This is a genomic window from Kribbella sp. VKM Ac-2571 (assembly GCF_004362255.1).
GTDB classification, from domain to species: Bacteria; Actinomycetota; Actinomycetes; order Propionibacteriales; family Kribbellaceae; genus Kribbella; species Kribbella pratensis.
In genome coordinates, this window is the sequence record NZ_SNWS01000015.1 from 128,704 (window position 1) to 151,485 (window position 22,782).

A 22,782-nucleotide genomic window follows, 5' to 3' on the forward strand; every position below is an offset into this window, starting at 1 on the left:
CGGGTGTACATGGGTGAGGGTGGGCCGGTTGGGCAGAAGCTGGCGGTTGCGCTGGCGTTCGGGAGTTCGGCCGCCGTCATGGTCCTGGAGCTCGTCTCGCTCCGGCTGGTGGCGCCGTACATCGGCCTGACGCTGGAGACGAACACCGCGGTCATCGGAGTCGCACTGGCCGCGATCGCGACCGGTGCGGCACTGGGTGGCCGTTTCGCGGACGTGGTGCCGCCGCACCGGACGATCGGTCCGCTGTTCCTGCTCAGTGGGGCATTGGTGATGCTCATCCTCCCAGTGGTCCGCTGGACGGGTGAAGCGCTCCGGGGTGGCGCGAGCGAGCTGGTGTTCCTGGTACTTGCTGTCACGCTGTTCGCGCCTGCGTCGCTCCTGGCGGCCGTGACGCCGATGGTGACGAAGCTACGGCTGGCCACACTGGCCCAGACCGGAACCGTCGTCGGCCGGCTGTCCGCGTACGCGACGGTCGGCGGCATCGTCGGCACTGTGCTGACCGGGTTCGTGTTCGTGGCGACGGTTCCGATCAGCACGATCGTTCTGACCCTGGGCGCCGCACTGGTGGTCGTCGGAGCCGCGCTGACCTTCCTGCTGCGTGGTGTGCAGGCAGCGGTGAAGCCGGTCGCTCTCGCGGTTGTCGGCGCCACGCTTACTCTTGTCGCGCCACGGCCGTGTGAGGTCGAGACGGCGTACCACTGCGCTCGTGTCGTCGCCGACCCGAACCGGGAGAGCGGGCGGACCCTGTACCTCGACCAGGCGCGGCACTCGTACGTCGACCTCAAGGACCCGACGTACCTGGAGTTTGAGTACATCAAGAGCTTCGCGGCCGCCATCAACGGCACGTGGGCCGAGGGACGGCCGCTGAACGCGCTGCACGTCGGGGGTGGCGGTCTGACCATGACGCGGTACGTGACGGCGACGCGGCCCGGCAGCAAGCACCAGGTGTACGAGATCGACCCGGCCGTGGTCGAGCTCGACAAGCGGGAGCTCGGCGTTCAAACCGGTCCGGATCTGGCGGTGAAGGTGCAGGACGGCCGGCTAGGCGTACGTGACGAGGAGACGGACAGCCGAGACCTGGTCCTGATGGACGCGTTCAGCGGGCTGTCCGTGCCCTGGCACCTCACCACCCGCGAGTTGGTGGCCGACGTACGACGTGTGCTGCGGCCCGACGGGCTCTACCTGATCAACGTCATCGACTACGGCGCCGCCAAGTTCGCGAAGGCCGAGATCAAGACGGCGCAGGCCGTCTTCCCGTACGTCGCGGTGATCGCGCGCAAGGACGAACTGTCCGGCCACAGCGGCGGGAACTTCGTGGTCGCGGCGTCCGGCAAGCCGATCGACGTACCGGCGATCGTGAGCCATCTCGAGCCTTCGATGGGCGTCCTCGACCGGCCGGACGGCTTCGTCGGCGACGCACCGGTGCTGACCGACGACTACGCGCCCGTCGACCAGTTGCTCACGCCGTACAGCGGCTGACCGTCTTGTGATTGCATGTGGTCATGCATCCACGCGCAGGCCAGCCCGCACAGCCCGAGGACCTCGTCGACGTCGACGCCATGCTGGCGGCGTACGGAGACCTCACGCCGGACGTGGACAATCCGGCCCAGAAGGTGGTCTTCGGTACGTCGGGACATCGCGGCTCGAGCCTCGACAGCGCCTTCAACGAGGCGCACATCCTGGCGATCACGCAGGCCGTCTGCGAGTACCGGGCCGGCCAGGGTACGACGGGTCCGCTGCTCGTCGGCCGGGACAGCCACGGTCTGTCCGAGCCGGCCTGGCGCACCGTGCTCGAGGTGCTGGCGGGCAACGACGTACAGACGCTCGTGGACAGCGCTGACCGGCTCACGCCGACGCCTGCGGTGTCGCACGCGATCCTGCGGCTCAACCGCGGCGCGGGCGCCGACGCGGACGGCATCGTCATCACGCCGTCGCACAACCCGCCGCGCGACGGCGGCATCAAGTACAACCCGCCGCACGGCGGCCCGGCCGACTCCGACGCGACCAGTTGGATCGCGAACCGGGCCAATCAGCTGATCGCGGGCGACAACCGGGAGGTACGCCGCAAGTCGTTCGAGCAGGCCCGTGAAGAGGCGGGTAACTACGACTTTGTCGGGCATTACGTCGACGACCTGCCGTCGGTGCTGAACCTGGCCGCGATCCGCGACGCCGGCGTGAAGATCGGCGCCGACCCGCTCGGCGGCGCGAGCGTGGACTACTGGGCCGCGATCGCCGAACGGCACGACCTCGACCTGACCGTCGTGAACCCGCGGGTCGACCCGGCCTGGTCGTTCATGACCCTGGACCACGACGGCAAGATCCGGATGGACTGCTCCTCGCCGTACGCGATGGCCTCGCTGGTCGCGCAGCGGGACAAGTACGACGTGGCGACCGGGAACGACGCGGACGCGGACCGGCACGGCATCGTCACGCCGGACGCCGGCCTGATGAACCCGAACCACTACCTGGCCGTCGCGATCTCCTACCTGTTCAGCAACCGCCAGTGGGGCCCGGACGTCGCTGTCGGGAAGACACTGGTCTCGTCGTCGCTGATCGACCGCGTGGTGGGGGACCTGGGCCGGCGGCTGTGGGAGGTGCCGGTCGGCTTCAAGTGGTTCGTACCTGGTCTGGTGGACGGCTCCGTCGGCTTCGGGGGAGAGGAGTCGGCCGGTGCGAGCTTCCTGCGTTTCGACGGCACGGTGTGGACGACGGACAAGGACGGGATCCTGCTGGCGTTGCTGGCGAGTGAGATCACCGCGGTGACCGGCGAGACGCCATCACAGGCCCACGCCAAGTTGGTGGAGCGGTTCGGTGCGTCGGCGTACTCGCGGGTCGACGCACCGGCCACGCGCGACCAGAAGGCCAAGCTGGCCGCGCTGTCGGCAGATGCGGTCACCGCGACCGAGCTGGCCGGTGAGCCGATCGTGGATCGGCTCACGCACGCTCCCGGCAACGACGCGGCGATCGGTGGGCTGAAGGTCACTACCGAGTCGGCATGGTTCGCCGCTCGCCCGTCAGGCACCGAGGACCTCTACAAGATCTACGGCGAGTCGTTCAAGGGCGCCGAGCACCTGGAGCAGGTCTTCGAACAGGCCCGCGACGTGGTGTCCGCCGCCCTCGCTTAGCGCACGAAGGAGTCGAGCAGCCGTTCAAGGTCCGCGGCGGGATCCTCAGTGATCCCGCTGTGGATCGGTCCGGGATGTACGACGGTACTGCGCGGTGCAGCGAGCCACCGGAAGCGTTCGCTGATTGTGGTGCCCGCTGCCGGCCCTCCCGCGGCGTCACCCGCACAGATCGCTCGAATCTGATCCAGCGATGCACACACAACGTCGACGTCCACTGCAGGGTCCAGTGCTTTGAGACGCTCCGGATTCACATCCCAGCCGGCACCCAGGTAGTCCAGAGCCCGGCAGTACAGGACAGCGCCCACGTTGATGAATTCACCCCGCTGGATGCGCGGCGCGGCCCGCAGGATCACGTAGTCGAAAGGCTTCACTGCGCACCTCCCGGAATCCACGCGGCCCGGTTCTCCAACCGCGCCAGCAGGTGAGCCAGGTACCGCTCCCGGTCGCCTTCACCGAGCCACTCGTCCGGCACCAGCCCGATCACCTCGGTCAACAGTTCCGGCGTGATCGCCGCTGTCAGCTCGGCGTCCACCTTCGCGACGCCAGAGACCGCAACGGAGAACACGTGGTCGGAGGCGTCGTACGGCAGCGAAGCGAACTTCTCCGCCGACATCCACGAGTGGTGGAAGTACAGCGCGGCGCCGTGGTCGATCAGCCACAGGTTCTTGTGCCAGACCAGCATGTTCGTGTTCCGCCACGACCGGTCCACGTTGGCGACGTACGCGTCCAGCCAGAGGATGCGGGCCATCGCTTCGTCACCGGGGTTGCCGGCCGATCCGTCGTACCCGAAAGAGCCCGGGAGGAAGTCGACGGCGAGGTTCAGCCCGGCGCTGCGGATCAGCAGTTCCTGGATCTCGAAGTCCGGTTCGGACTTGCCGATCGCCGGGTCGAGCTCGATCAGCTTCAGCTCCGGCACCCGCAGGCCGAGCCGGCGGAACAGCTCACCGACGATCACCTCGGCGACCAGCGCCTTCGGGCCCTGCCCGGCGCCGTGGAACTTGATCACGTACGTGCCGAGGTCGTTGCCCTCGACAACACCGGGCAACGACCCTCCTTCACGCAACGGCAGCACGTACCGCGTGGCGGTGACAACAGGCAAACTCACGCCGGAGAGCCTAGCCCGTTAGCGGCCGGGTACCGGTTCAGGGTGAACCTACCCTCTGTCGGAGTAGAGGAAGAACTACTCCTGGTGTCCGCGACCGGTGACCCCCTGCCACGGAGCAAAGCTGTGGTGGAGGACGCCGGAGAACTCGACGTTGCGCTGGAGCTGACCAGAGCGATGGTGGAGATCAACACGCCGGTCTGTACGACGGCTGACGAGCTCCGCGGCCACCTGCTCCGGATGCGCTCCCATCTGGCCTCCGCCGCCGCAGAGGAAGGCGCTCGGCTGCTGGCGATCGCAGTCCCGCCGCACGGACGGGCGGCGCAGTTGATCACGAGGAAGCCGCGGTACCAGGCGCTGGTCCGTGAGTGGGGGCTGCTGGCCCGAGAGCAGGGCGTGTGCGGTTGTCACGTCCACGTCGGTGTGCCGGACAAGGAGGCTGCCACCAAGGTCAGCAACCACTTGCGGCCGTGGCTGCCGGTTCTGCTTGCCCTTAGTGCCAATTCCCCGATCTACCTCGGTCAGGACACCGGATTCGCCAGCTGGCGATGGTTGATGACGACTCGGTGGCCGAGCGCCGGTCCGCCGCCGTACCTGGAGTCGGCCGAGCACTACGACGCACTGGTCGCCATGCACCTGGCGGCCGGCACGTTGATCGACGAGAAGATGGTCTACTGGGACATCCGGCCGTCGTCGCACCTGCCGACGGTGGAGGTCCGGGTCAGCGACATCCCGCTCACAGTGGACGAGACGGTGCTGATCGCGACCCTGGTCCGCGCGATCGTTCTGACTGCGCTGGAGGACGGCACGAAAGGCCCGACGCTCGAGCCGGAGGTCCTGCGGGCCGCGTACTGGCTGGCTGCTCGAGGCGGTCTCACCGCGAAGGGGCTCGACGTCCTGAGCGCGGAGGCGATGCCGATGGCCCAGGTGATCGAGAAGCTGCTGCGGCACGTCGAACCCGCGTTGAAGATGCTCGACGCGATCGACCTGGTGCGCGACGGTGTCGAACGGTCGCTGCGTGAGGGCAACGGTGCGATCAAACAGCGTAAGGCGTTCCGTGAGGGCGACGACCTGGTCGCCCTCACGGAGGTCAAACCGCCTAGCCTCGAAGGAAGTCCTCGAGGCCGTGCAGGTCGTCGGTGTTGAGGTAGTCGACGCCGGCGGCGACGAGCTCGCGCCACAGGGCCTCACGAGCGGCGCCCGGTACGTCGGGGGTCGCCCAGAAGCGGACCTTGTAGCCGGCGTGGTGGGCCGCGACCACGATGTCGTGCAGCTTGGTCTTCTCGTTCTCGGGCATCGGCCCGACGCCCTGCCAGGTGAACACGTTCGTCCAGTTGTCGCTGACGAGCGGCATCAAGGACGCCGGCATCCCGGACTGCAGGTCGGCGAGGCGTCGGTCGTACCCGGCGTACCGGATCTTCTGCGCTTTCATGTCGTCCAGCGGGCGGTTGCCGCTGATCACCGAGGTGACAGCGCCCGTGAACACCCGTCCGTCGACGAAGATCGTGCTGATCCCGCGGTACTTCGCCAGCGCCCTGTCGACCGCGGCGTACGTCGACGGTCCGTCGCTCTTGATGTCGATCAGCAACTGGAACCCGCCACCGCGCTTGTACACCTGACCGTGGTTCTCGCGGACCCGGTCCGCCAGCGGCTTCAGGTACAGGCTCTCCAGGGTGCGGCCGGGCTTCGCGTCCTCCAGGTCGTGGGCGACGCGGAGTTCACCGTCGATCAGCCACACGTCCGCCTCGACGCTGTTGAACCCACGGTCCAGCGCGTCCTGCAGCGGCCGCCGGTGCTCGTAGTCGTTGTGCGCGTGCGCCGACGGCAGCGCCCGGACCGCCGGAGCGTCGTACGACTTCGGGAGCTTGAAGTGATTGGCCCGGGCGACGTCCCGCACCCGGTCCGGGTAGTCGCTGATGATCCCGTCGACGCCCTTGTCGATCAGCGACTGCATCGTCGCCGGGTCGTCCACGGTCCACGGGATGACCTTCATCCCTGCCGCGTGCGCCGACTTCACCATCTCGGCGGTGACATACGGCCGGTACGTCGGGTCGGTGACCTTCCCGTCCTGCGGGAAACCGTGCACCGGCGAGATCGCGGACGCGCCGAACGACTTGGTCGCCTTGACCAGGTCACCGCCGAAGTCGTCGATGTCGATACCGCCCAGCCACGGGGACCTGCCCGGCTGGCCGACCTGCAGGAAGTCGTAGTTCGTCAGCGCGACCAGCGGCAGCTGCGGCATCACCTGGCGCATCCGCATCAGCGAACCCCAGTCGAAGCTCTGGATCGTCACCTGCCGGGCGATGTTCGCCTTGCGGATCTCCTGGGCGACCACCTGGACGAACTGCTCGCGCGGCGCGGTCTCCGACGGCGCACCGGCCTCGACCTTGGTCTCCACGTTCAGCTTCACGCCGTACGCGTGGAAACGGTGTACGAGCGCGAACACGTCCCGCAGCTGGGGCATCCGGGCACCCGGGTCGGGCTGCTGGCCGGGGAAGTTCGGCAGTGTCTGCGAGCCGCAGTCGAGCTGCTTCACCTGGTTCAGCGACAGCGTGTTGATGAACTTGCCGACGTACGGGTACTCCGGGTCGGCCGGCGTGTACGGCGCTGTGTCGCGGCACTTGCTGCCCGTGACCTTGCGGTCGTGGGTCACCACGGCGTACCCGTCCTGGGTGATCTGCACGTCGAGCTCCAGCGTGCTGACGCCGAGCTCGAGACCGTGCGAGAACGACGCGATCGTGCTCTCCACGGTCAGGCCGAGACCACCGCGGTGGGCCTGGATGTCGAAGTCACCGCGCGTAGCGGCGGCCGGAGCGGCCGGAAGCAGTACTCCGGCGATCAGCGCGCACGGGAGCAGTGCGCGGGGAAGGCGGCGCATGAGGGGGTCCTTCCGGAGGGGTTATGGGCGGACACAGCCTGAGGCTGTCGTGCACAGGCATACCCATGTCCTCGCAAAGGTAGCCACCAGAAGGACCACCGGTTACCAGACGGCTACTGGCAGCTCAGGGGGCGGAGGTGATCCGCCGTACCGACTGACTCTCCGCAGTGATGTGCCCGTCCTTGAAGGCCTTGTCCAGCGTGCCTTCGGTACGCCGGGTCAGTGTGACGTCGACCGGACAGGTCGTGGCCGGCTTCACTCCCGGCGTCGGCGTTCCCGTGGCCGGACGGATCGAGCCGGCGGGGACGCTGGCCGACGTATGGCCGGGTTCCAGCTCCAGGCTGCCGGTCTGGATGCATTCGCCGGCCCAGGTGAGGAGGGACGCCTGCTCGGACGGCCGGCTGTCGAAGCGGACCGGGACCGCGGCGCGACGCGAGTACGTCGTACCGGCCAGGGGAGCGGTGAGCCGCACGCGCTCGGGGAGCTTCACCGTCGACCGCGGCGCGGAGTCGTCGTCCTTCCCGCGGGTGAGGCTGAACGTGATCTCGGTGCCCGCATCGACCACGCCGTCCAGTTGACCGTCGTAGTCGGTGACCCCGGCGGACCGGTGATGCGTGAGCTTGACGTCCTTGCCGCCGCCGGACGACGTGACCGACTCACCGTCGCCGAGCTCGACGAAGGTGAGCGTGCCGACGCGGTACGACGCACTCACGCTCGCGGCATCAGCCGTTTCAGGCACCGAGACGACGTAGTTGGCGGTGATCCCACTGGTCCGGATGTCCTTGGACTCGACGGTCGAACATCCGGCCAGTACCACGATGAGCGCTAGGGCCGCGATTCGCTTCACAGCTGGCGAAGCTAGCAGCGCCAGGGGTTAGGGATCGTCCGTACAACTACTCATACTGCAGCGCCTGGAGCGGGTCGAGCTTTGCTGCGCGGCGGGCCGGCCAGATGGCGGCGACGATGCCGACGACGACCGAGACGACGGCGAACGCGACCAGCTGGCCGACCGGGACGGTGAAGCTGATCTCGTCCAGCCGTGCGGCCAGCAGTGACGCGAGCACCAGACCGAGGACGATGCCGATCACCGCGCCGATCAGCGCCGTCATCACGGACTCCTGGCGGATCATCCGTTTCACCTGCCCGCGGGTCAGGCCGATCGCGCGCAGCATACCGAGTTCGCGGGTTCGCTCGAAGACGGTCAGGACCAGGGTGTTCACGATGCCGAACAGGCTCACCAGGACAGACAGCGCCAGCAACACGTAGAGCACGTTCAGCAAGCTCTTGATGCCGTCGGTCTGATTGTCCTTGAACTGCTCGATGGTCACGGCCTTGGCGTTCGGGAACGAGGCCAGGGCAGCGTTCAGCGTGGCGGTGTTCGCCGGCGTCACGGCGCCTTCGATGTTCAGGAAGCTGTAGATGTTCTGCGGCTGGGTGGTCGTGGAGTCGAAGGTGCCGGTGGAGATCGTGACGTTACCGAACGGCGACCCACCCGCCGGCGGCTTGAAGATGCCGCGCACCGTGAGCTGCAGCAGCTTCCCGGTCACCGTCTGCATCTGGAAAGTGGACCCGAGAGCGAGGGAGTGCTCGTCCGCGTAACCGGAGTCGACGATCGCGCCGTTCGCCGCCAGTTCGGACAGCGACGCCTGGGAGCCGGAGCGCCAGTCGAACCGCAGCAGCTTGGGCGCCGTCTCGTCGATGGCGGTGAGCGAGATCGTCTTGCCGAACGCCCGCGCCTGGCCGGCGCGAACACTGGTCAGTTCGGTGACCGACGGTATCCTCGCCGCCGCGGCGGCCACTGTCGGCGGCAACGGGCTGAAGTTGTTCTGCGCGGTGAGCGCGTAGTCGGAGCTGGAGATCTTGTCGACCGCGTCCTCGAACGGCTTGATGATCCCGGCGCCGAGGGTCGCGACGAGCGTGACCAGTGCCAGCCCGATCATCAGCGCCGCGGCGGTCGACGCCGTACGGCGAGGGTCGCGTCGGCTGTTCTGCCCACCGAGCGTGACCGCGGGGCCGTCCGGGAGTACGCCGGGGAACTCGGCCGGCCGCCCGAACAGCCGGCGGATCAGCCAGAGCGGCAACAGGATGAACGGCCAGGCGATCGCGGTCAGGACGACGACGGACCAGCGCGCCACCGGATCCGACACGGCGGCCATCGGCCGGACGAGCCGCGCCGAGAACGCCGCGATACCGACGAACAGCAGCAGGACGCCGAGTCCCAGCAGGATCAGCAGCGTCTTCGTGGCCAGACCGTCGACGAAGAGCCCGGCGAGGATCGTGCCGATTCCCACCATGGCCACCGCTACGGCACCCGCCGAGCGATACCTGTGGAACCGCCCAGGCGGCAGCGCCGCGCCCTCTCGTACGGCGGCGATCGGCGGTACGCGCGTGGCTCGCATGGCCGGCCGCAGACTCGCCAGCACGGTCACGACCACGCCGACGATGAGCGCGACAATGATCGTCCGCGTCCGGAACACCAGGCCGTTGTTCGGGAGGGTGAATCCGATCGCGTCGAACAGCTTGAACAGCCCGGTCGCGATCCCGAGCCCGAGGAACAACCCGGCCACGGCCGAGACGATGCCGGTCACCAGCGCCTCGAGCACGACCGTGCCGAGGATCTGCTTGCGCGCGGCGCCGAGGGTCCGCAGCGTCGCGAACTCGCGGGTGCGCTGGGCGATCGTGATCGACAGCGAGTTGGCGATCACGAACGATCCGACGAACAACGCGATCCCGCCGAACACCAGCAGGAACGTCTGCAGGAAGCTCAGGAACTCGCTCGTGCCGGCGGCGTCCTCGGCGGCCTGGTCCTCCGCACTGCGGACCTGCGTCGCGGGCGGCAGGATCTTCTGGACCGCCGCGAGCAACTGCGGCCGGTCGACACCCTTCTTGGCGGCGACCAGGATCTGGTCGAGTTTCCCGGTCTTGTCGAACAGGCGTTGCGCCGTACCGAGGTCGAAGCCGGCCAGGGTCGCGCCGCCGATGGACGAGACCGCGCCGAAACTGACCAGCCCGGAGATCCGCATCGGCTGCACCGCGCCGCGGGCCTGGACGCCGATCGTGTCGCCGGCCTGGAAGCCCTTCTCCGCCGCGGTTTTCGTGTCGATGACCACTTCGCCGGCTCCGGGCCAGCCGCCCTTGACCAGGCTGAGCGAGTTGAACTGCGGCAGCGACGGATCGACGCTGAAACCGAGGTTCGGTGCGCCGCCGAAGACGATCGCCTTGCCGTCCTTACCGATCAGTTGCGCTTCGCCGTTCACGGCCCCGCCGGCGGCGCCGACCTCCGGAAGGTCGCGGACCTTCTGCAGCAGGTCGGCCTGGAACGGCGGTGCCTGCTGGGTCCCGTCGCCGGACAGGTCGAACGCGGACTTGCCAGTGATCGCGGCGTCGGTGTTCTTGTAGTTCTGGCTGAAGATCGAATCGAACGCACTGGAGATCGAGTCGGTCAGGACGTAGGTGCCGGAGATCAGGGAGACACCGAGAACGATGCCGATCGCGGTCAGCGCCGTCCGTAGCTTGCGAGCGAGCAGTCCCTGCAGCGCGAACCTGATCACTGCAGGTCCAGCGTGTCGATGATCTGCAGGATCTCGTGCTGGCTGGACCGCCCGGTCTCCTTGACGATCTCGCCGTCGGCCAGGTACAGCACCCGGTCGGCCATCGCGGCGGCCTTGGCGTCGTGCGTCACCATCACCGTCGTCTGCCCGTACGTCTCGACCGAGGACCGCATCAGGTCGAGGATCTCGCCGCTGGTCCGGGAGTCGAGGTTGCCGGTGGGTTCGTCGGCGAACACCACGGTCGGACGCGACACCAGGGCCCGCGCGATCGCGACCCGCTGCTGCTGACCGCCGGACAGCTCGGCCGGCCGGTGCTCGAGGCGATCGGTGAGACCGACCCGCTCGACCAAGTTGTCGAAGAACTCCGGATCCGCCTTCACACCGGCGATCGTCAGCGGCAGCAGCATGTTGTCCCGCGCGCTGAGCATCGGCAGCAGGTTGAAGAACTGGAAGATGAAGCCGATGTGCTGACGACGGAGCTTCGTGAGCGCGTCGTCGCCCAGCGTCGTGATCTCGATACCGTCGATCATGACCGAGCCCGACGTCGGCCGGTCCAGACCGGCCAGGATGTGCATCAGCGTCGATTTCCCCGACCCCGACGGGCCCATCACCGCCGTCAGCTGTCCGGATTCGATCTCCACGTCCACTCCGTGCAGCGCACGGACCGCAGCGTCACCTTCGCCGTACACACGCACGACACCCTCCGCGTGCACAACTGAGTCTGTCCCCTCCATGCCGATCGCCCTCCCTGGCTGATCAGCGGCCCCCCAGCAGACCGGCCAACAACTTCCACCGAGTCTGCTCGTCTTCGGGCTGGACCGATAGGGGGTTGTCCCGGGCCGGACCCTGAGCTGCACAGCTTCAAAGGGCGGTGAGCGGGGAGTCAAGGGTGCCGGACCGGGAAGCGCCTCACGGCGCGTGGCCGCTCGTAGCGGCTTAATTTGGGACCCGGGGCTTGCACCGGCCCGACACCTCGAACAGTGTAGCGGGTGCCCAAACCCCTTGTCCTGTTGGGAATCCAGGCCGCGAGACGCTATAACACCGCTCGCCGCCATATGCAACTAAGGGCGGGCCGCAACTACCACAGGCTCCCGGCGCGTTCGGCGCGTGCCGCGGTCTGCAGCTGATCAGCGGTCTCGACCAGTTTCGACGCCGACAGCACCTGGTCGTGGCCGTCGTCGGCGAGGTGCGCCCGCCCGGTCGCCACGATCCGCGCGAACGCGGCCGCCCGGTCCAGGGTGGTAGCGAAATCACCGGTCGCGACACCCCGCAGTACGGCGTCGACCATGTCCCGCACCTCGGCCGGACCGGGTGGTTCGGCGACACCTGCGACGACCGCGTGCACCTCGGCGTACTTGCGGCCGCCGGCGAACTCACGGGACACGGCCTCGGCGTTCGAGTGCACCCAGGAGCGCAGGACGTACAGCCGCCAGAGCGCTCCGGGCAGCGAGTCGGCGGGGGAGTCGGACCACAGTTCGGCGAGCTCGTCGAGACCGTACTCGTCGGCGAGTTTCACCACTCGGGCGTGTACCTCGGTGTCCTCGGACTTGCGCACCCCGCGGACCAGCAGCTCCGCGGTCCGGTGCGCGGCCTCGGTCACGGTGGCCGGGTCGGCGGCACCGGGCAGCGACTCGAACAGCTTGTTCCCGGGCAGGATCGGCCGGCGCGGATTCGGGGTACTCACGGCCTCCATGGTGCCTGACCGGACGAACCACCGCATGCCGACCCGGTCCGGTCAGTACGCTCGAGACATGGCGGGTGGAGCGGCTGGTGCGGGCAAGAGCAGCAAGCTGGCGAAGAACTTGGTGAAGTACGGCGTGCGGTACGGGCCGCTCGTCGTCGAGGCGGTCCGGCACGGTCGGGAGCCCGCGCAGCAGGCGGTCCAGGCCGCGTGGGCGAAACGGACCGCGCGCCGGAAGGCGATCGAGCACGCTCTCACCGTGCGGGAAGGGTCCTTGCTGAAGGTGATCAAGGACGGTCAGGCGATCTTCTTCGTGTTCTCCGGGGACGCGATCGTGACGACGTACCCCGTCGTACCGCAGAGCAGCTATCCCGAGCTGCTGCGGCACGCGGACCTGGACAAGCGCGAACCAGCCGCCGTCCTGGCGGCACACAAGCAGACGATCCTCCCCAAGATCCGCCGGAAACGTTGACGCGGGCGTAACATTCCGGACCCGGCCGGGCAACAGGTGGGACGCACAGTGGAAGGACGTTTCCACGAGGGAGGGCGTCCGCATGCTCTGGAAGATCAGGACCGAACTCGCCGACCGGCCCGGTGCGCTGGCCGAACTCGCTGCACGGTGTGGTGCGGACGACATCAACATCCTTCACCTGGAGGTCTTCACCTCCGAGACCGGTGCGGTCGACGAGCTGGTCGTCTCCACCGGCGTCGGCTGGACCGCCGACGACCTGAAGGCGCTGGTCGCCGAGGCCGGCTGTGGCCGTACGACGGTCCGCCCGTGCCAGGCCGACGTACTCCATGACGCGCCGACGCGGTACCTGCGCGCCGTACTGCGGCTGATCGACGACCCGGTGTCGGTCGACGACGAGCTGGGAAACCTGCAGGGGTTCGACGAGTACACGCCGGCCGAATGGGCTCGCGCGGACGTGCTGGTCGAGATCGCCGGCCGGCTGGCCGAGCGGTTCGATACGCCGGAGGGCCCGCGGCCCGGGAGCGGCGGCGTACCCGAGCTGCGGACCGCGACCGTCGAGGACGCCGACGCCGTCGTCGCGATGCATGACCGGTGCTCGTACGAGAGCCGCACCCGGCGGTACCACGTGCCGATGCCGAAGCTCACCGCCCGCACCGCGCGGCACCTGTCCGCGCCGGCCGGCGGCGTGTCGATCGTCGCCTGCGTCGACGACGCCGTGATCGGGATGGCGACGGCGGCGCCGTGGGAGGAGCTGGGCAGTACGACGATGGAGGTCGCCGTACTGGTCGAGGACGGCTGGCAGGGACAGGGCCTCGGGCTGCGGCTGCTGCGCCAGGTGGTGGGGGAGGCCCGCGCGCTCGGTGCCGACCGGGTGGTCTGCATGGTGCAGCCGGAGAACCAGGCGATGCTCCGCACCCTCGAGCGGCTGCGGATGCGGTCCCGGGTGATTCGGGACGGCGACAGTCTGATGGTGAGTGTCGCACTGACCGACCGGAGCCTGTCGTATGCGGTGGATCGGCCACCGGTGGAATATCGTCTGAACCGTGCCACCCCTTCCCACCGGTCGCAATCCGCACGGCCTACTGGTCAACCTGCCCGCGAGCACGCGCTCGCCGCTCTATCAGCTCTTCAGCCGGGTGCTGATCGCGCTGGGGCTGCTGACCGTGATGGTGCTGATCGTGGTGGTCGACCGTGACGGGTACAAGGACAGCTACGACGGCCGCGTCGACCTGATCGACAGCATCTACTACGCGACTGTCACGCTCACCACGACCGGGTACGGCGACATCACGCCGGTGACGCCCCTCGCCCGGCTGGTGAACGCCTTCATCGTGACTCCGCTGCGGATCGCGTTCCTGGTGGTTCTGGTCGGTACGACACTGGAAGTGCTGGCCAACGAGGGTCGCCGGATCATGCGCGACACGCGCTGGAGGAAACGGATGAAGGACCACACCATCGTCGTCGGCTACGGCACCAAGGGCCGGTCCGCCGTACAGACGCTGATCAGCAACGGCATCAAGCGCGACAGCATCGTGGTGATCGACCCGCGGGCCACGGCGATCGGTGACGCGGGCAACGATCAGATGGCCGCGTTCCACGGCGACGCGACGAACCGGACGGTACTGCGCCGCGCCGAGGTGATGACCGCGCGCGAGGTGATCGTGACGACCGACCGGGACGACTCGGCCGTCCTGGTGACGCTCGCGGTGCGGCAGCTGAACCCGAACGCGCACATCGTGGTCGCGGTCCGCGAGGAGGACAACGTGCCGCTGCTGCGGCAGAGCGGCGCGGACGCGGTCGTCACCTCGTCGGAGGCGGTCGGCCGGCTGCTTGGCCTGTCCGCCGTCAGCCCGAACCTCGGCGAGGTGATGGAGGACCTGCTCACGTACGGCGAGGGTCTCGAGGTTGCCGAGCGCCCGGTCCTCGGCCGCGAGGTCGGCAAGCCGCCGTCCGCCGTACCCGACCGGGTCGTGTCGGTGGTCCGCGACGGCAAGGTGCACCGCTACTACGACTCGAACGTCTCGGTGCTGGCCGCCGGCGACAAACTCATCGTCGTCCGCCCCGCCAAGGAAACCCCCTGGGCCGAACGCCCCGGCGCCGACGAGGACGACGAGTAACCCCTCCGCACGCCCGCCGGGCCGTCCGCCGGTCCCAACTTTGTGAAGCCACCAACCGTTTCGGTGCTCCCGAGATGGTTGGTGGCTTCTCAAAGTTGAGCTGGGCGGGTCACGGTGTGGTTTCGGGCGTGGGGTTGGGGGGTGCGTGGTGTTGACGGGGTTTTGGGGGGCGGTTTAGTGTCGGGCTTGTAAACGATTACAAGAACGATTACAGGAGGTCGGCGTGAGTCGTCCGACGATCGCTGGGGTGGCCCGGGCAGCCGGGGTCTCGGTGGCGTCGGTGTCGCGCGTGCTGAACGGGCTGCCGGCCACCGAGGAGATGGTCGAGCGGGTCCAGCGGGCGGTCGACGAGCTCGGCTACGTGCCGGACGCGCGGGCGCGGTCGCTGAAGGTCGGGCGGACGTTCCAGCTGACGCTGGCGGTCGCGGACGTCGGCAACCCGGTGTACGTGACGATGATGCGGGCGGTCGAGGAGGTGGTCTCCGCGGCCGGCTACCGGCTCGTGGTGACGACGACCGGGCCGGACGTGGTGGACGAGGTCGCGCTGGTTCGGGGGATGGCGCGCGGGTACGCCGACGGCTTGCTGATCAGCCCGATCCGCGTCGACGAGGACCTGGTGAAGTCGATCCGCGAGTGCGAGGTGCCGGTGGTGGTCGCCGGTAACGTCCCCGCCAAGGCAGGCGTCGACACCGTCCGGGCGAACTCACCCAAGGGCATGCTGGTCGCCGTCGACCACCTGGTCGCGAAAGGCCGCCGACGCATCGCGTTCCTGAACGGCCCGGCCGACACGGTCCCAGGAGCTGCCCGGGCCAAGGGTTTCGCCGAAGCGCTCAAAGCACACGAGCTCCAGCCCGTCGCTGTCGCCGAGGCAACAGACTTCACTTTCGCCGCAGGACGTGCGGCCGCTCCCGACCTACTGGCCGCGGGCGGGCTGGCTGGCGCGTTCGATGCTGTCATCTGCGCGAATGATCTGCTCGCCGTGGGCGTGATGCATGAGCTGGCTGCGGCCGGGCTGGAGGTGCCCGCCGACGTCGCGGTCGTCGGGATGGACGACAGCGAACTGGCCGAGCAGAGCTTCCCGCCGTTGACAAGCGTGAACCTGGGCTCCGCGGAGCGCGGTCGCCGAGCGGCCGAGTTGCTCTTGGCAAGGATCGAGGACAACGAACGGACCCCGCGACGCATCGTCGTACAGCCCTCCCTGAGCATCAGGAGGTCGACCCCGTGACGGCCACGTTGACCGCGCCCGCCCCGGTGAAGAAGAAGAGCGGGAGGCCGAGGCAGAATCGCGAGGCGATCCTGCTGTTCCTGCCCGCGCTGCTGCCGGTGCTGATACTGAGCGTCTACCCGCTGATCCGCGGCATCGCGCTCGGCTTCACCGATGCCCGTGCCGGGCTGCACGTCGAGACCAACTTCGTCGGCTTCGACAACTTCGGCAAACTCCTGCAGAACCACCTCTTCTGGGACTCGTTCCGGATCGGCGTGATCTGGACCCTGTCGGTGACGATCCTGCAGTTTGTCGCCGCGCTCGGGCTCGCGCTGCTGCTGAACACGAACCTCAAGTTCCGCGGCGTCGCGCGCACCCTCGCGCTGATCCCGTGGGCGATGCCGCCGGTGGTCGTTGCGATCATGTGGCGCCTGCTGCTGCACCCGACCAACGGCCCGGTCAACGAGCTCCTGCAGAAGCTGCACCTCACCGACCACCCGATCAACTTCCTCGGCGACTTCGGTACGGCGCTCCCGGCCGTGATCGTGGTAGGGATCTGGGTCGGCATGCCGATGACGACGATCACCCTGCTGGCCGGCCTGCAAGGTATCGACCGCACCCTCTACGAGGCGGCGGCGGTCGACGGCGCGAGCACTTGGAGCCAGTTCTGGAACATCACGCTCCCGCAGCTGCGAACCGTGATCGTCGCGATCACCAGCCTGGACATGATCTGGAACTTCAACTCGTTCGGCCTGGTCTACGTGCTGACCGCCGGCGGTCCGGGCGGCAAGACGATGCTGCCGATGCTGTTCGCTTACAACGAGGCGTTCCGCTACGGCAACTTCGGGATGGCCGCGGCGATGGGTGACGTGATGGTGGTCATCATCATCGCGTTCCTGTTCTTCTACCTGCGGAACCGGCTGAGGAGCGAGGCATGAGAACTCGTCCCGGGATTCGCGCCCTGCAGTACGTCGCTGTCGTCTGCTACCTGGTGTTCCTCGGCTTCCCGCTGCTCTGGCTGATCTCCAGTTCGCTGAAGTCGCCGCAGGAGTTCGCGAGCATCACGCCGAGCCTGCTGCCGAAGCACTTCGACCTGTCCAACTACAGCGACGCGCTGAACGAACAAGGCCTGGTCCGCGGCCTCGGCAACAGCCTGCAGATCTCCGTCTACAGCACGATCCTGGTGCTGATCGTCGCTCTCCCGGTGTCCTACGCGCTGGCCCGTTTCCGCAGTCGGCTGCGGCCGCTCACGAACGGCTGGATCCTCGTCAGCCAGGTGTTCCCGGTGATCCTGATCGTGATCCCGCTGTTCATGATCCTCCGCCCGCTGCACCTGACGAACACGATCCCCGGCGTCGTGATCGTCTACATGGTCTGGTCGCTCCCGTTCGCGTTGTGGATGCTGCAGGGGTACGTCGCCGCAGTGCCGCGGGAACTGGAAGAGGCGGCGTCGGTGGACGGCGCCGGCCGGATCCGGACGATCGTCTCGATCGTGATGCCGCTACTCCGGCCGGGGCTGATCGCGACCGCGATGTTCACCTTCATCTCGGCGTGGAACGAGTTCTTCTTCGCCCTGGTCCTGTTGCAGGACCCGCAGCTCAAGACGCTGCCGCTGGTGCTCGCCCGCTTCGTCGGGGCCGAGGGCCAGGTTCAGTTCGGCCCGCTCGCCGCCGCCTCTGTTCTTGCGACCGTGCCGAGTCTCGTGTTCTTCGCCTTCCTCCAGCGCCGGTTGACCTCCGGCCTGCTGAGCGGCGCAGTCAAAGGTTAGGAGAGGTAATGAAGAAGGTCATGACCGCGTTGTTCGCGGCGGGCGCACTGGTGGCGCTCGCGGCGTGTGGGGGCAACAGCAACAACAACAGCTCAAGCAATTCAGATGAGAAGGTGACGCTGAAGTTCCAGAGCCTCGCCTTCCAGAAGACGACGGTCGCCGCGACGAAGAAGATCGTCGCGGACTGGAACGCCGCCAACCCGAACATCCAGGTCGAGTACGTCCAGGGCAGCTGGGACTCGGTGCACGACCAGCTGGTCACCCAGTTCCAGGGCGGGACCGCGCCGGACATCATCCACGACGAGTCCGCTGACATCACCGGTTTCATCAACCAGGGCTACCTCGCGGACCTCTCGCCGTACCTGAGCCAGGAGACCAAGGACGCCGTCTCGCAGGGCGTCTGGGACACGGTCTCCAAGGACGGCAAGGTGTACGCCGCCCCGACCCTGCTGCAGTCGTACGTCGTGTTCGCGAACTCGGCGGCGCTCAAGACGGCCGGGATCACGGCGACCGGTGACTCGCTGAGCTGGGACGACCTGGCCGCCGACGCGAAGAAGCTCACCGCGGGCGGTAAGTACGGTCTCGGCTGGGGCCTGAAGAGCCCGACCGCGACGATGCTGAACCTCGGCCTGAACTTCGACGCGAAGTTCTTCGACGGCTCCGGCAAGGACGCCAAGGCGACCATCGGGGACGCCGAGCTCGAGGTGCCGAAGCGGATCCACGCGATGGCGTACGACGACAAGTCGATCGACCCGACCTCGCTGACGCAGAGCGGTTCCGACGTACTGCCCGGGTTCTACGCCGGCAAGTACGGGATGGTGGTGGCCGGCAACTACGTCGCGCAGCAGATCCTCGAGGAGGCGCCGAAGACCTTCCAGTGGGAGGTGCTGCCGCCGCTGAAGGGCACCAGCACCAAGCAAGCCGCGAACCCGCAGACGCTGTCGGCGCCGGCCGAGGGCAAGCACATCGAGCAGTCGGCGAAGTTCATCGACTACTTCATGAAGGCCGAGAACCTGGCCGCGGTCGGTCAGGGCGACTGGCTGATCCCGACCACGCAGGCGGCCCGGGACGCGGTCCAGAAGGCGACCGGCGGCAAGAACGGCTGGCAGCAGATCCTGGCCAGCGGCTCGGAGCTGACCAAGGCGCCGTTCCAGAGCGTGGAGAACTACCCGCAGTGGAAGGACCAGATCGCGACGCCGGCGTTCCAGCAGTACCTGGCGAACAAGACCGACGCCGCGGCGCTGGGCAAGAAACTGAGCGACGGATGGGGCCAGGTCAACAACTGATGACCCAGTTGGAAGAGAAGGCGGTCGGCGCTCTCGTCGGCTCCGCGGTCGGTGACGCGATCGGTGGGGCCGTCGAGGGCTGGGCCCCGGAGGCGATCCGGGAGCGGCACGGCGGCTGGGTGACCGGCATCGTCGGCCCGTGGTACGACGACTGGCGGACGGCTCGTCCGATCGCGCCGTACCACAAGGGCGACGGGCACATCACCGACGACACCTTGATGACGCACGCGTTGGTCGAGGTGTACGACGAACGCCGGTCGCACCTGGACGCGTACGCGGTCGCCGAGTCGCTGGTGCCGAAGATGATCGACGGGACCCGCTGGATTCCTGAGCTCGAGGCGGACGCGCTGCTGCTGCAGCGGGTCTTCCTGGCCGAGAAGTGGCTGGTCGCCCGCCTGCACTACGGGCACGTCGATCCGCGCGAGGCGGGCGTCGGCAACATCGTCAACTGCGGTGCGGCGATGTACATGGCGCCGGTCGGGATCGCCAACGCGGCCGATCCCGAGGGTGCGTACGCCGAGGCGCTCGACGTCGCCGGTGCGCATCAATCGAGCTACGGGCGGGAGGCGGCCGCGGTGTTCGCGGCCGCCGTCGCCGCCGCGATGGCGCCGGGGGCAACGGCTTCGTCGGCGGTCGAAGCGGCGCTGCGGCTGGCCAAGGACGGCACTCGGAGGGCCGTCGAGGCCGTGGCAGAGGCGGCCGCCGGCGTCACCGATTGGGAACAGGCGATTCCCGTGCTGCGCAAGGCGATCGAGCCGTACGACACGGTCGGCCCGAACTACCGCGAGCTGTCGATGGACGCCCGCCGCCCCAGCCGTACCAAGGCGATCGAGGAACTCCCGGTCGCGCTCGGCTTCGTGCTCGTCTCCGAGGGAGACGTACGCCGGGCCGTGCTGGGCGGCACGAACTACGGCCGCGACGCGGACTCGATCGCGTCGATGGCCGGCGCGATCACCGGCGCGTTGAGCGGACAGAACGGCGTACCGGCGGACTGGGCAGACCAGATCGCCGAGGCGAGCAAGACCGACCTGGTACAGCCCGGTCTGGTGATGGCATCGGTCGCGCAGGACATCCGAGCGTCCGACGCCGAGCGATGGGCCCGGCGTACGGCGGCGTTGGACGCGCTGGTCTGAATGTCAACTGCTATACCCCTCCAACTCCACGATCCGCGAGTAGCCGTGGTCGTTGGAGTCGTGGATGACGAGCCGGACGGCGTCGACGGCGCGAGACTCGAAGGTGATCGTCACGCGGCCTTGGACATTGCCGCGGACCTCGTCGACCGTCGTCCAAGCGCTCCCGGTGCGGACCTGGAGGTCGAAGTCGCGGATGCCCATCACTGCGGCGGGGTAGGTGGTCGAGTCGAGGGTCTGCAGGACCACCCGGCCGATTGTGGTTGGTTGGACGAAGCCGACGCCGTATGTGTCGGGGAAGACGCCCTTGGTGTTGTCGTGCCAGCCGCTGGCGCCCCACTGCGTCGAGTCGGCGTTCCCGTCGACGCCGCCGCACAGCCGCATGTTGCCGTTGGTGGACGACGCGACGGCCTGCTCGCCGAGCAGGACGTTGTCGCGCGCCGGGACGGGCTTGATCACCACCGGCACGTCGACGTGTTCTTTTCCGACGGTCAGATTGACGGTGTGGGTCGCGGGCGCAGTGTCGCGCGGGACGGTGATCTCGAGCGGTGCCTTCACCAGTTGGTCGACGGGCAGGTAGCTGGAGAACTGGTGCCTGGACAACGTGAGCGCATCGTTCGAGGAGATGCGCATGTCGGCGATCGTCGGTTTGCGGCCGGTGTTGGTCATGCCGAGGGTCAGTTTGCCGGCCGGGAAGCACGGCAGCGGAACGACCTCGACCGGTTGCGGGGTGGCACTGATCCCGATCTGGTTGTTGCCGGTAGCAACGAGGAGTGTCAACGGGACGGCGACGAGGGCCAAGCGTCGAAGCATGGGGCGGTCCGTTCAGACGAGGTGGGTTCCGGGGCGGCCGTCCTCGACGACCAGGGTGGCGCGGGTGGACGCCGTACCGCCGGGTGTGACGACGCGGTCGACGATGCGGAACTCCGACGTCCACGCGGTGCGGTCGAGGCGGCAGCTGAGGTAGCCGCGCTGGACGTTCTGGTACTTGACGTGCGGGTTCTCGGCGAGCAACGCGCGTCCGGTCGCGTCCGCGTCGACACCGTCCTTGCCGGAAGAGATCGACGTGGTGACGAACTCCGTCCCGATCGCCGGAGTGGACGGGTCCGTGAAGTTCACCCGCAGGTCGGAGGCGACACTGCGGTGCAGGTCTCCGGTGAGTACGACGAAGTTCCGCACGTCCTGGTCGCGTACGCCGGAGAGCACGCGGTCGCGGGATGCGGCGTACCCGTTCCAGGTGTCCATCGGGAGCTCGAGGTCCGGGCCGGTCTTGCGGTCGAGCTGGGCCATTGCGACCTGTTGCGCGACGACGTTCCAGCGGCTGGTGGAGTTTCCGAGCGTGTCGAGGAGCCAGCGTTCCTGGGCGTCGCCGGTGATCGTGCGGGCCGGGTCGGTCGATACCTCGTCGGGCGGCAGCCACCCACCGGTCGAGGTCTGGTCGTCGCGGAACTGCCGCGTGTCCAGGACGCTGAGGTCGGCGGTACGGCCGTACCGGAGATGGCGATGCAAGCGGATCGACGGGCCGTCGGGGGACTGGTCGAGACGCAGGGGCATGTGTTCCCAGTACGCGCGGAACCCGTTGGCCCGGCGTACCAGGAAGTCGTCGTGCGGAATGCCGTCCTCGGACACGTACCCGGCCCAGTTGCCCTCGACCTCGTGGTCGTCGAGGGTGACGATCCACGGTGCCGCCGCGTGCGCGTCCTGCAGGTCGGGATCGGTCTTGTGCAGCGCGTAGCGGGCCCGGTACTCGTCGAGCGTGAAGATCTCGCCGACGAAGTCGACCGGAACAGCCTGGTTCCGTACGCCGGCGGTCGCGCCGACACCGACCTCGTAGATGTAGTCACCGAGGAACAGCACGACATCGTGCTCCCGGCGTACGACGTCTTGGTAGGCCGTGTAGAACCCGTCGTAGTAGGCCTGGCAGGACGCGACCGCCATGGTCACGACCGGCTCGTCGGACGGCGCGGGTGCGGTCCGCGTACGACCCACCGGGCTGATCTGTCCGGCGGCGCGGAAACGGTAGAAGTAGTGCCGCCACGGACGCAGCCCGCGTACGTCGACGTGGACCGTGTGGGCGTACTCCGCTCGGGCGTGCGCCGTGCCGCGACGTACCACTCTGCGGAACGTCTCGTCCTCGGCGACCTCCCACTCAACGTTGACCGTGCGGTCGTCCATGCCGCCGAACGGTTCGAGCGGACCGGGTGCGAGCCGGGTCCAGATCACCACGGCGTCCGGCAACGGATCGCCCGAGGCGACGCCGAGAGTGAACAGCGGCCTTTTGTCGGTGCGATGCGGTATTCCTGCTGCATCGACGAGATCAGGGAGGTTGCCGGTCATCGCGAGCGCTGCGGCAGCGCCCGTGGCGGTCAGAAAGCTGCGGCGGGTGACCATGGGCCGAAGTATCGGCCCGCGCCGATGCAACGATCCAGGTGGGCGTTTCGCCTGGCGCAACAAGGGAAGGAAGCAGT

The 22,782-nt window shown here is 68.2% G+C and carries 20 protein-coding genes; 11 read left to right on the plus strand and 9 right to left on the minus strand.

The features are described 5' to 3' along the window. The first annotated feature begins 9 nt into the window (after nucleotides 1-9). Together EV651_RS29570 and pgm are read left to right on the plus strand one after the other, a co-directional pair. A complete protein-coding gene (locus EV651_RS29570; RefSeq protein ID WP_133788633.1) occupies nucleotides 10-1,479 on the plus strand; it encodes a fused MFS/spermidine synthase in 1,470 nt (489 codons plus the stop codon). A 23-nt stretch (nucleotides 1,480-1,502) separates the two neighbouring features. Beyond that, nucleotides 1,503-3,125 (plus strand): phosphoglucomutase (alpha-D-glucose-1,6-bisphosphate-dependent), encoded by a 1,623-nt coding sequence (gene pgm / locus EV651_RS29575; protein ID WP_133788542.1) that lies wholly within the window; start codon nucleotides 1,503-1,505, stop codon nucleotides 3,123-3,125. Here pgm and EV651_RS29580 read toward each other — a convergent pair. Next, nucleotides 3,122-3,496: a DUF3037 domain-containing protein gene (locus EV651_RS29580; RefSeq protein WP_133788543.1), complete on the minus strand. Its 375-nt coding sequence runs from the start codon at nucleotides 3,494-3,496 to the stop codon at nucleotides 3,122-3,124. The two genes, pgm and EV651_RS29580, sit on opposite strands and share 4 nt — an antisense overlap. After that, nucleotides 3,493-4,230: a HipA family kinase gene (locus EV651_RS29585; RefSeq protein WP_133788544.1), complete on the minus strand. Its 738-nt coding sequence runs from the start codon at nucleotides 4,228-4,230 to the stop codon at nucleotides 3,493-3,495. Before EV651_RS29585 ends, EV651_RS29580 begins: the two co-directional genes overlap by 4 nt. Before the next feature lie 42 nt (nucleotides 4,231-4,272). On the opposite strand from EV651_RS29585, the gene EV651_RS29590 reads away from it, so the two are divergent. Beyond that, nucleotides 4,273-5,373, plus strand: a complete 1,101-nt coding sequence (locus tag EV651_RS29590; protein ID WP_133788545.1) for a glutamate--cysteine ligase — start codon at nucleotides 4,273-4,275, stop codon at nucleotides 5,371-5,373. Here the strand turns inward: EV651_RS29590 and EV651_RS29595 are convergent. From EV651_RS29595 to EV651_RS29615, 5 genes are all read right to left on the minus strand, one after another. Next, nucleotides 5,327-7,105 carry a glycerophosphodiester phosphodiesterase family protein gene (locus EV651_RS29595; protein WP_133788546.1) on the minus strand — a complete coding sequence of 593 codons (1,779 nt, stop codon included), beginning with the start codon at nucleotides 7,103-7,105 and terminating at the stop codon, nucleotides 5,327-5,329. The two genes, EV651_RS29590 and EV651_RS29595, sit on opposite strands and share 47 nt — an antisense overlap. Before the next feature lie 124 nt (nucleotides 7,106-7,229). After that, the gene (locus EV651_RS29600; protein WP_133788547.1) at nucleotides 7,230-7,952 is read right to left on the minus strand and encodes a hypothetical protein; all 723 of its coding nucleotides are present in this window, start codon (nucleotides 7,950-7,952) and stop codon (nucleotides 7,230-7,232) included. Between the two features lie 46 nt (nucleotides 7,953-7,998). Then, nucleotides 7,999-10,656, minus strand: a complete 2,658-nt coding sequence (locus EV651_RS29605) for an ABC transporter permease (protein ID WP_133788548.1) — start codon at nucleotides 10,654-10,656, stop codon at nucleotides 7,999-8,001. Beyond that, complete coding sequence (locus tag EV651_RS29610) at nucleotides 10,653-11,390, minus strand: ABC transporter ATP-binding protein (RefSeq protein ID WP_133788549.1); 738 nt, start codon at nucleotides 11,388-11,390, stop codon at nucleotides 10,653-10,655. Before EV651_RS29610 ends, EV651_RS29605 begins: the two co-directional genes overlap by 4 nt. Before the next feature lie 344 nt (nucleotides 11,391-11,734). Next, nucleotides 11,735-12,340 carry a hypothetical protein gene (locus EV651_RS29615; RefSeq protein WP_133788550.1) on the minus strand — a complete coding sequence of 202 codons (606 nt, stop codon included), beginning with the start codon at nucleotides 12,338-12,340 and terminating at the stop codon, nucleotides 11,735-11,737. A 67-nt stretch (nucleotides 12,341-12,407) separates the two neighbouring features. On the opposite strand from EV651_RS29615, the gene EV651_RS29620 reads away from it, so the two are divergent. The 8 genes from EV651_RS29620 to EV651_RS29655 all read left to right on the plus strand — a co-directional run bounded on the left by EV651_RS29620 (nucleotide 12,408) and on the right by EV651_RS29655 (nucleotide 20,317). Then, nucleotides 12,408-12,809 carry a hypothetical protein gene (locus EV651_RS29620; protein WP_238157275.1) on the plus strand — a complete coding sequence of 134 codons (402 nt, stop codon included), beginning with the start codon at nucleotides 12,408-12,410 and terminating at the stop codon, nucleotides 12,807-12,809. 82 nt (nucleotides 12,810-12,891) lie between these two features. Beyond that, on the plus strand, nucleotides 12,892-14,004 hold the full coding sequence (locus EV651_RS29625; RefSeq protein WP_133788551.1) for a GNAT family N-acetyltransferase: 1,113 nt from the start codon (nucleotides 12,892-12,894) through the stop codon (nucleotides 14,002-14,004). Then, a complete protein-coding gene (locus EV651_RS29630; protein WP_133788635.1) occupies nucleotides 13,976-14,926 on the plus strand; it encodes a TrkA family potassium uptake protein in 951 nt (316 codons plus the stop codon). The genes EV651_RS29625 and EV651_RS29630 overlap by 29 nt, the downstream gene beginning before the upstream one ends. Nucleotides 14,927-15,149: 223 nt before the next feature. Then, nucleotides 15,150-16,151: a LacI family DNA-binding transcriptional regulator gene (locus EV651_RS29635; protein ID WP_133788552.1), complete on the plus strand. Its 1,002-nt coding sequence runs from the start codon at nucleotides 15,150-15,152 to the stop codon at nucleotides 16,149-16,151. Then, nucleotides 16,148-17,068, plus strand: coding sequence for a carbohydrate ABC transporter permease (locus EV651_RS29640; RefSeq protein WP_133788553.1), 921 nt, complete (start codon nucleotides 16,148-16,150; stop codon nucleotides 17,066-17,068). The genes EV651_RS29635 and EV651_RS29640 overlap by 4 nt, the downstream gene beginning before the upstream one ends. Beyond that, nucleotides 17,065-17,898, plus strand: coding sequence for a carbohydrate ABC transporter permease (locus tag EV651_RS29645; protein WP_133788554.1), 834 nt, complete (start codon nucleotides 17,065-17,067; stop codon nucleotides 17,896-17,898). The genes EV651_RS29640 and EV651_RS29645 overlap by 4 nt, the downstream gene beginning before the upstream one ends. An 8-nt stretch (nucleotides 17,899-17,906) precedes the next feature. Then, nucleotides 17,907-19,184, plus strand: a complete 1,278-nt coding sequence (locus tag EV651_RS29650; RefSeq protein ID WP_133788555.1) for an ABC transporter substrate-binding protein — start codon at nucleotides 17,907-17,909, stop codon at nucleotides 19,182-19,184. Then, entirely contained in the window at nucleotides 19,184-20,317 is a 1,134-nt protein-coding gene (locus EV651_RS29655; RefSeq protein ID WP_133788556.1) for an ADP-ribosylglycohydrolase family protein, read from the plus strand. The genes EV651_RS29650 and EV651_RS29655 overlap by 1 nt, the downstream gene beginning before the upstream one ends. A gap of 3 nt (nucleotides 20,318-20,320) precedes the next feature. Here the strand turns inward: EV651_RS29655 and EV651_RS29660 are convergent, their stop codons facing one another. Together EV651_RS29660 and EV651_RS29665 are read right to left on the minus strand one after the other, a co-directional pair. Then, entirely contained in the window at nucleotides 20,321-21,127 is an 807-nt protein-coding gene (locus EV651_RS29660) for a hypothetical protein (protein ID WP_133788557.1), read from the minus strand. A 12-nt stretch (nucleotides 21,128-21,139) separates the two neighbouring features. After that, nucleotides 21,140-22,705 carry an alkaline phosphatase gene (locus tag EV651_RS29665; RefSeq protein ID WP_133788558.1) on the minus strand — a complete coding sequence of 522 codons (1,566 nt, stop codon included), beginning with the start codon at nucleotides 22,703-22,705 and terminating at the stop codon, nucleotides 21,140-21,142. Nucleotides 22,706-22,782: the final 77 nt, after the last annotated feature.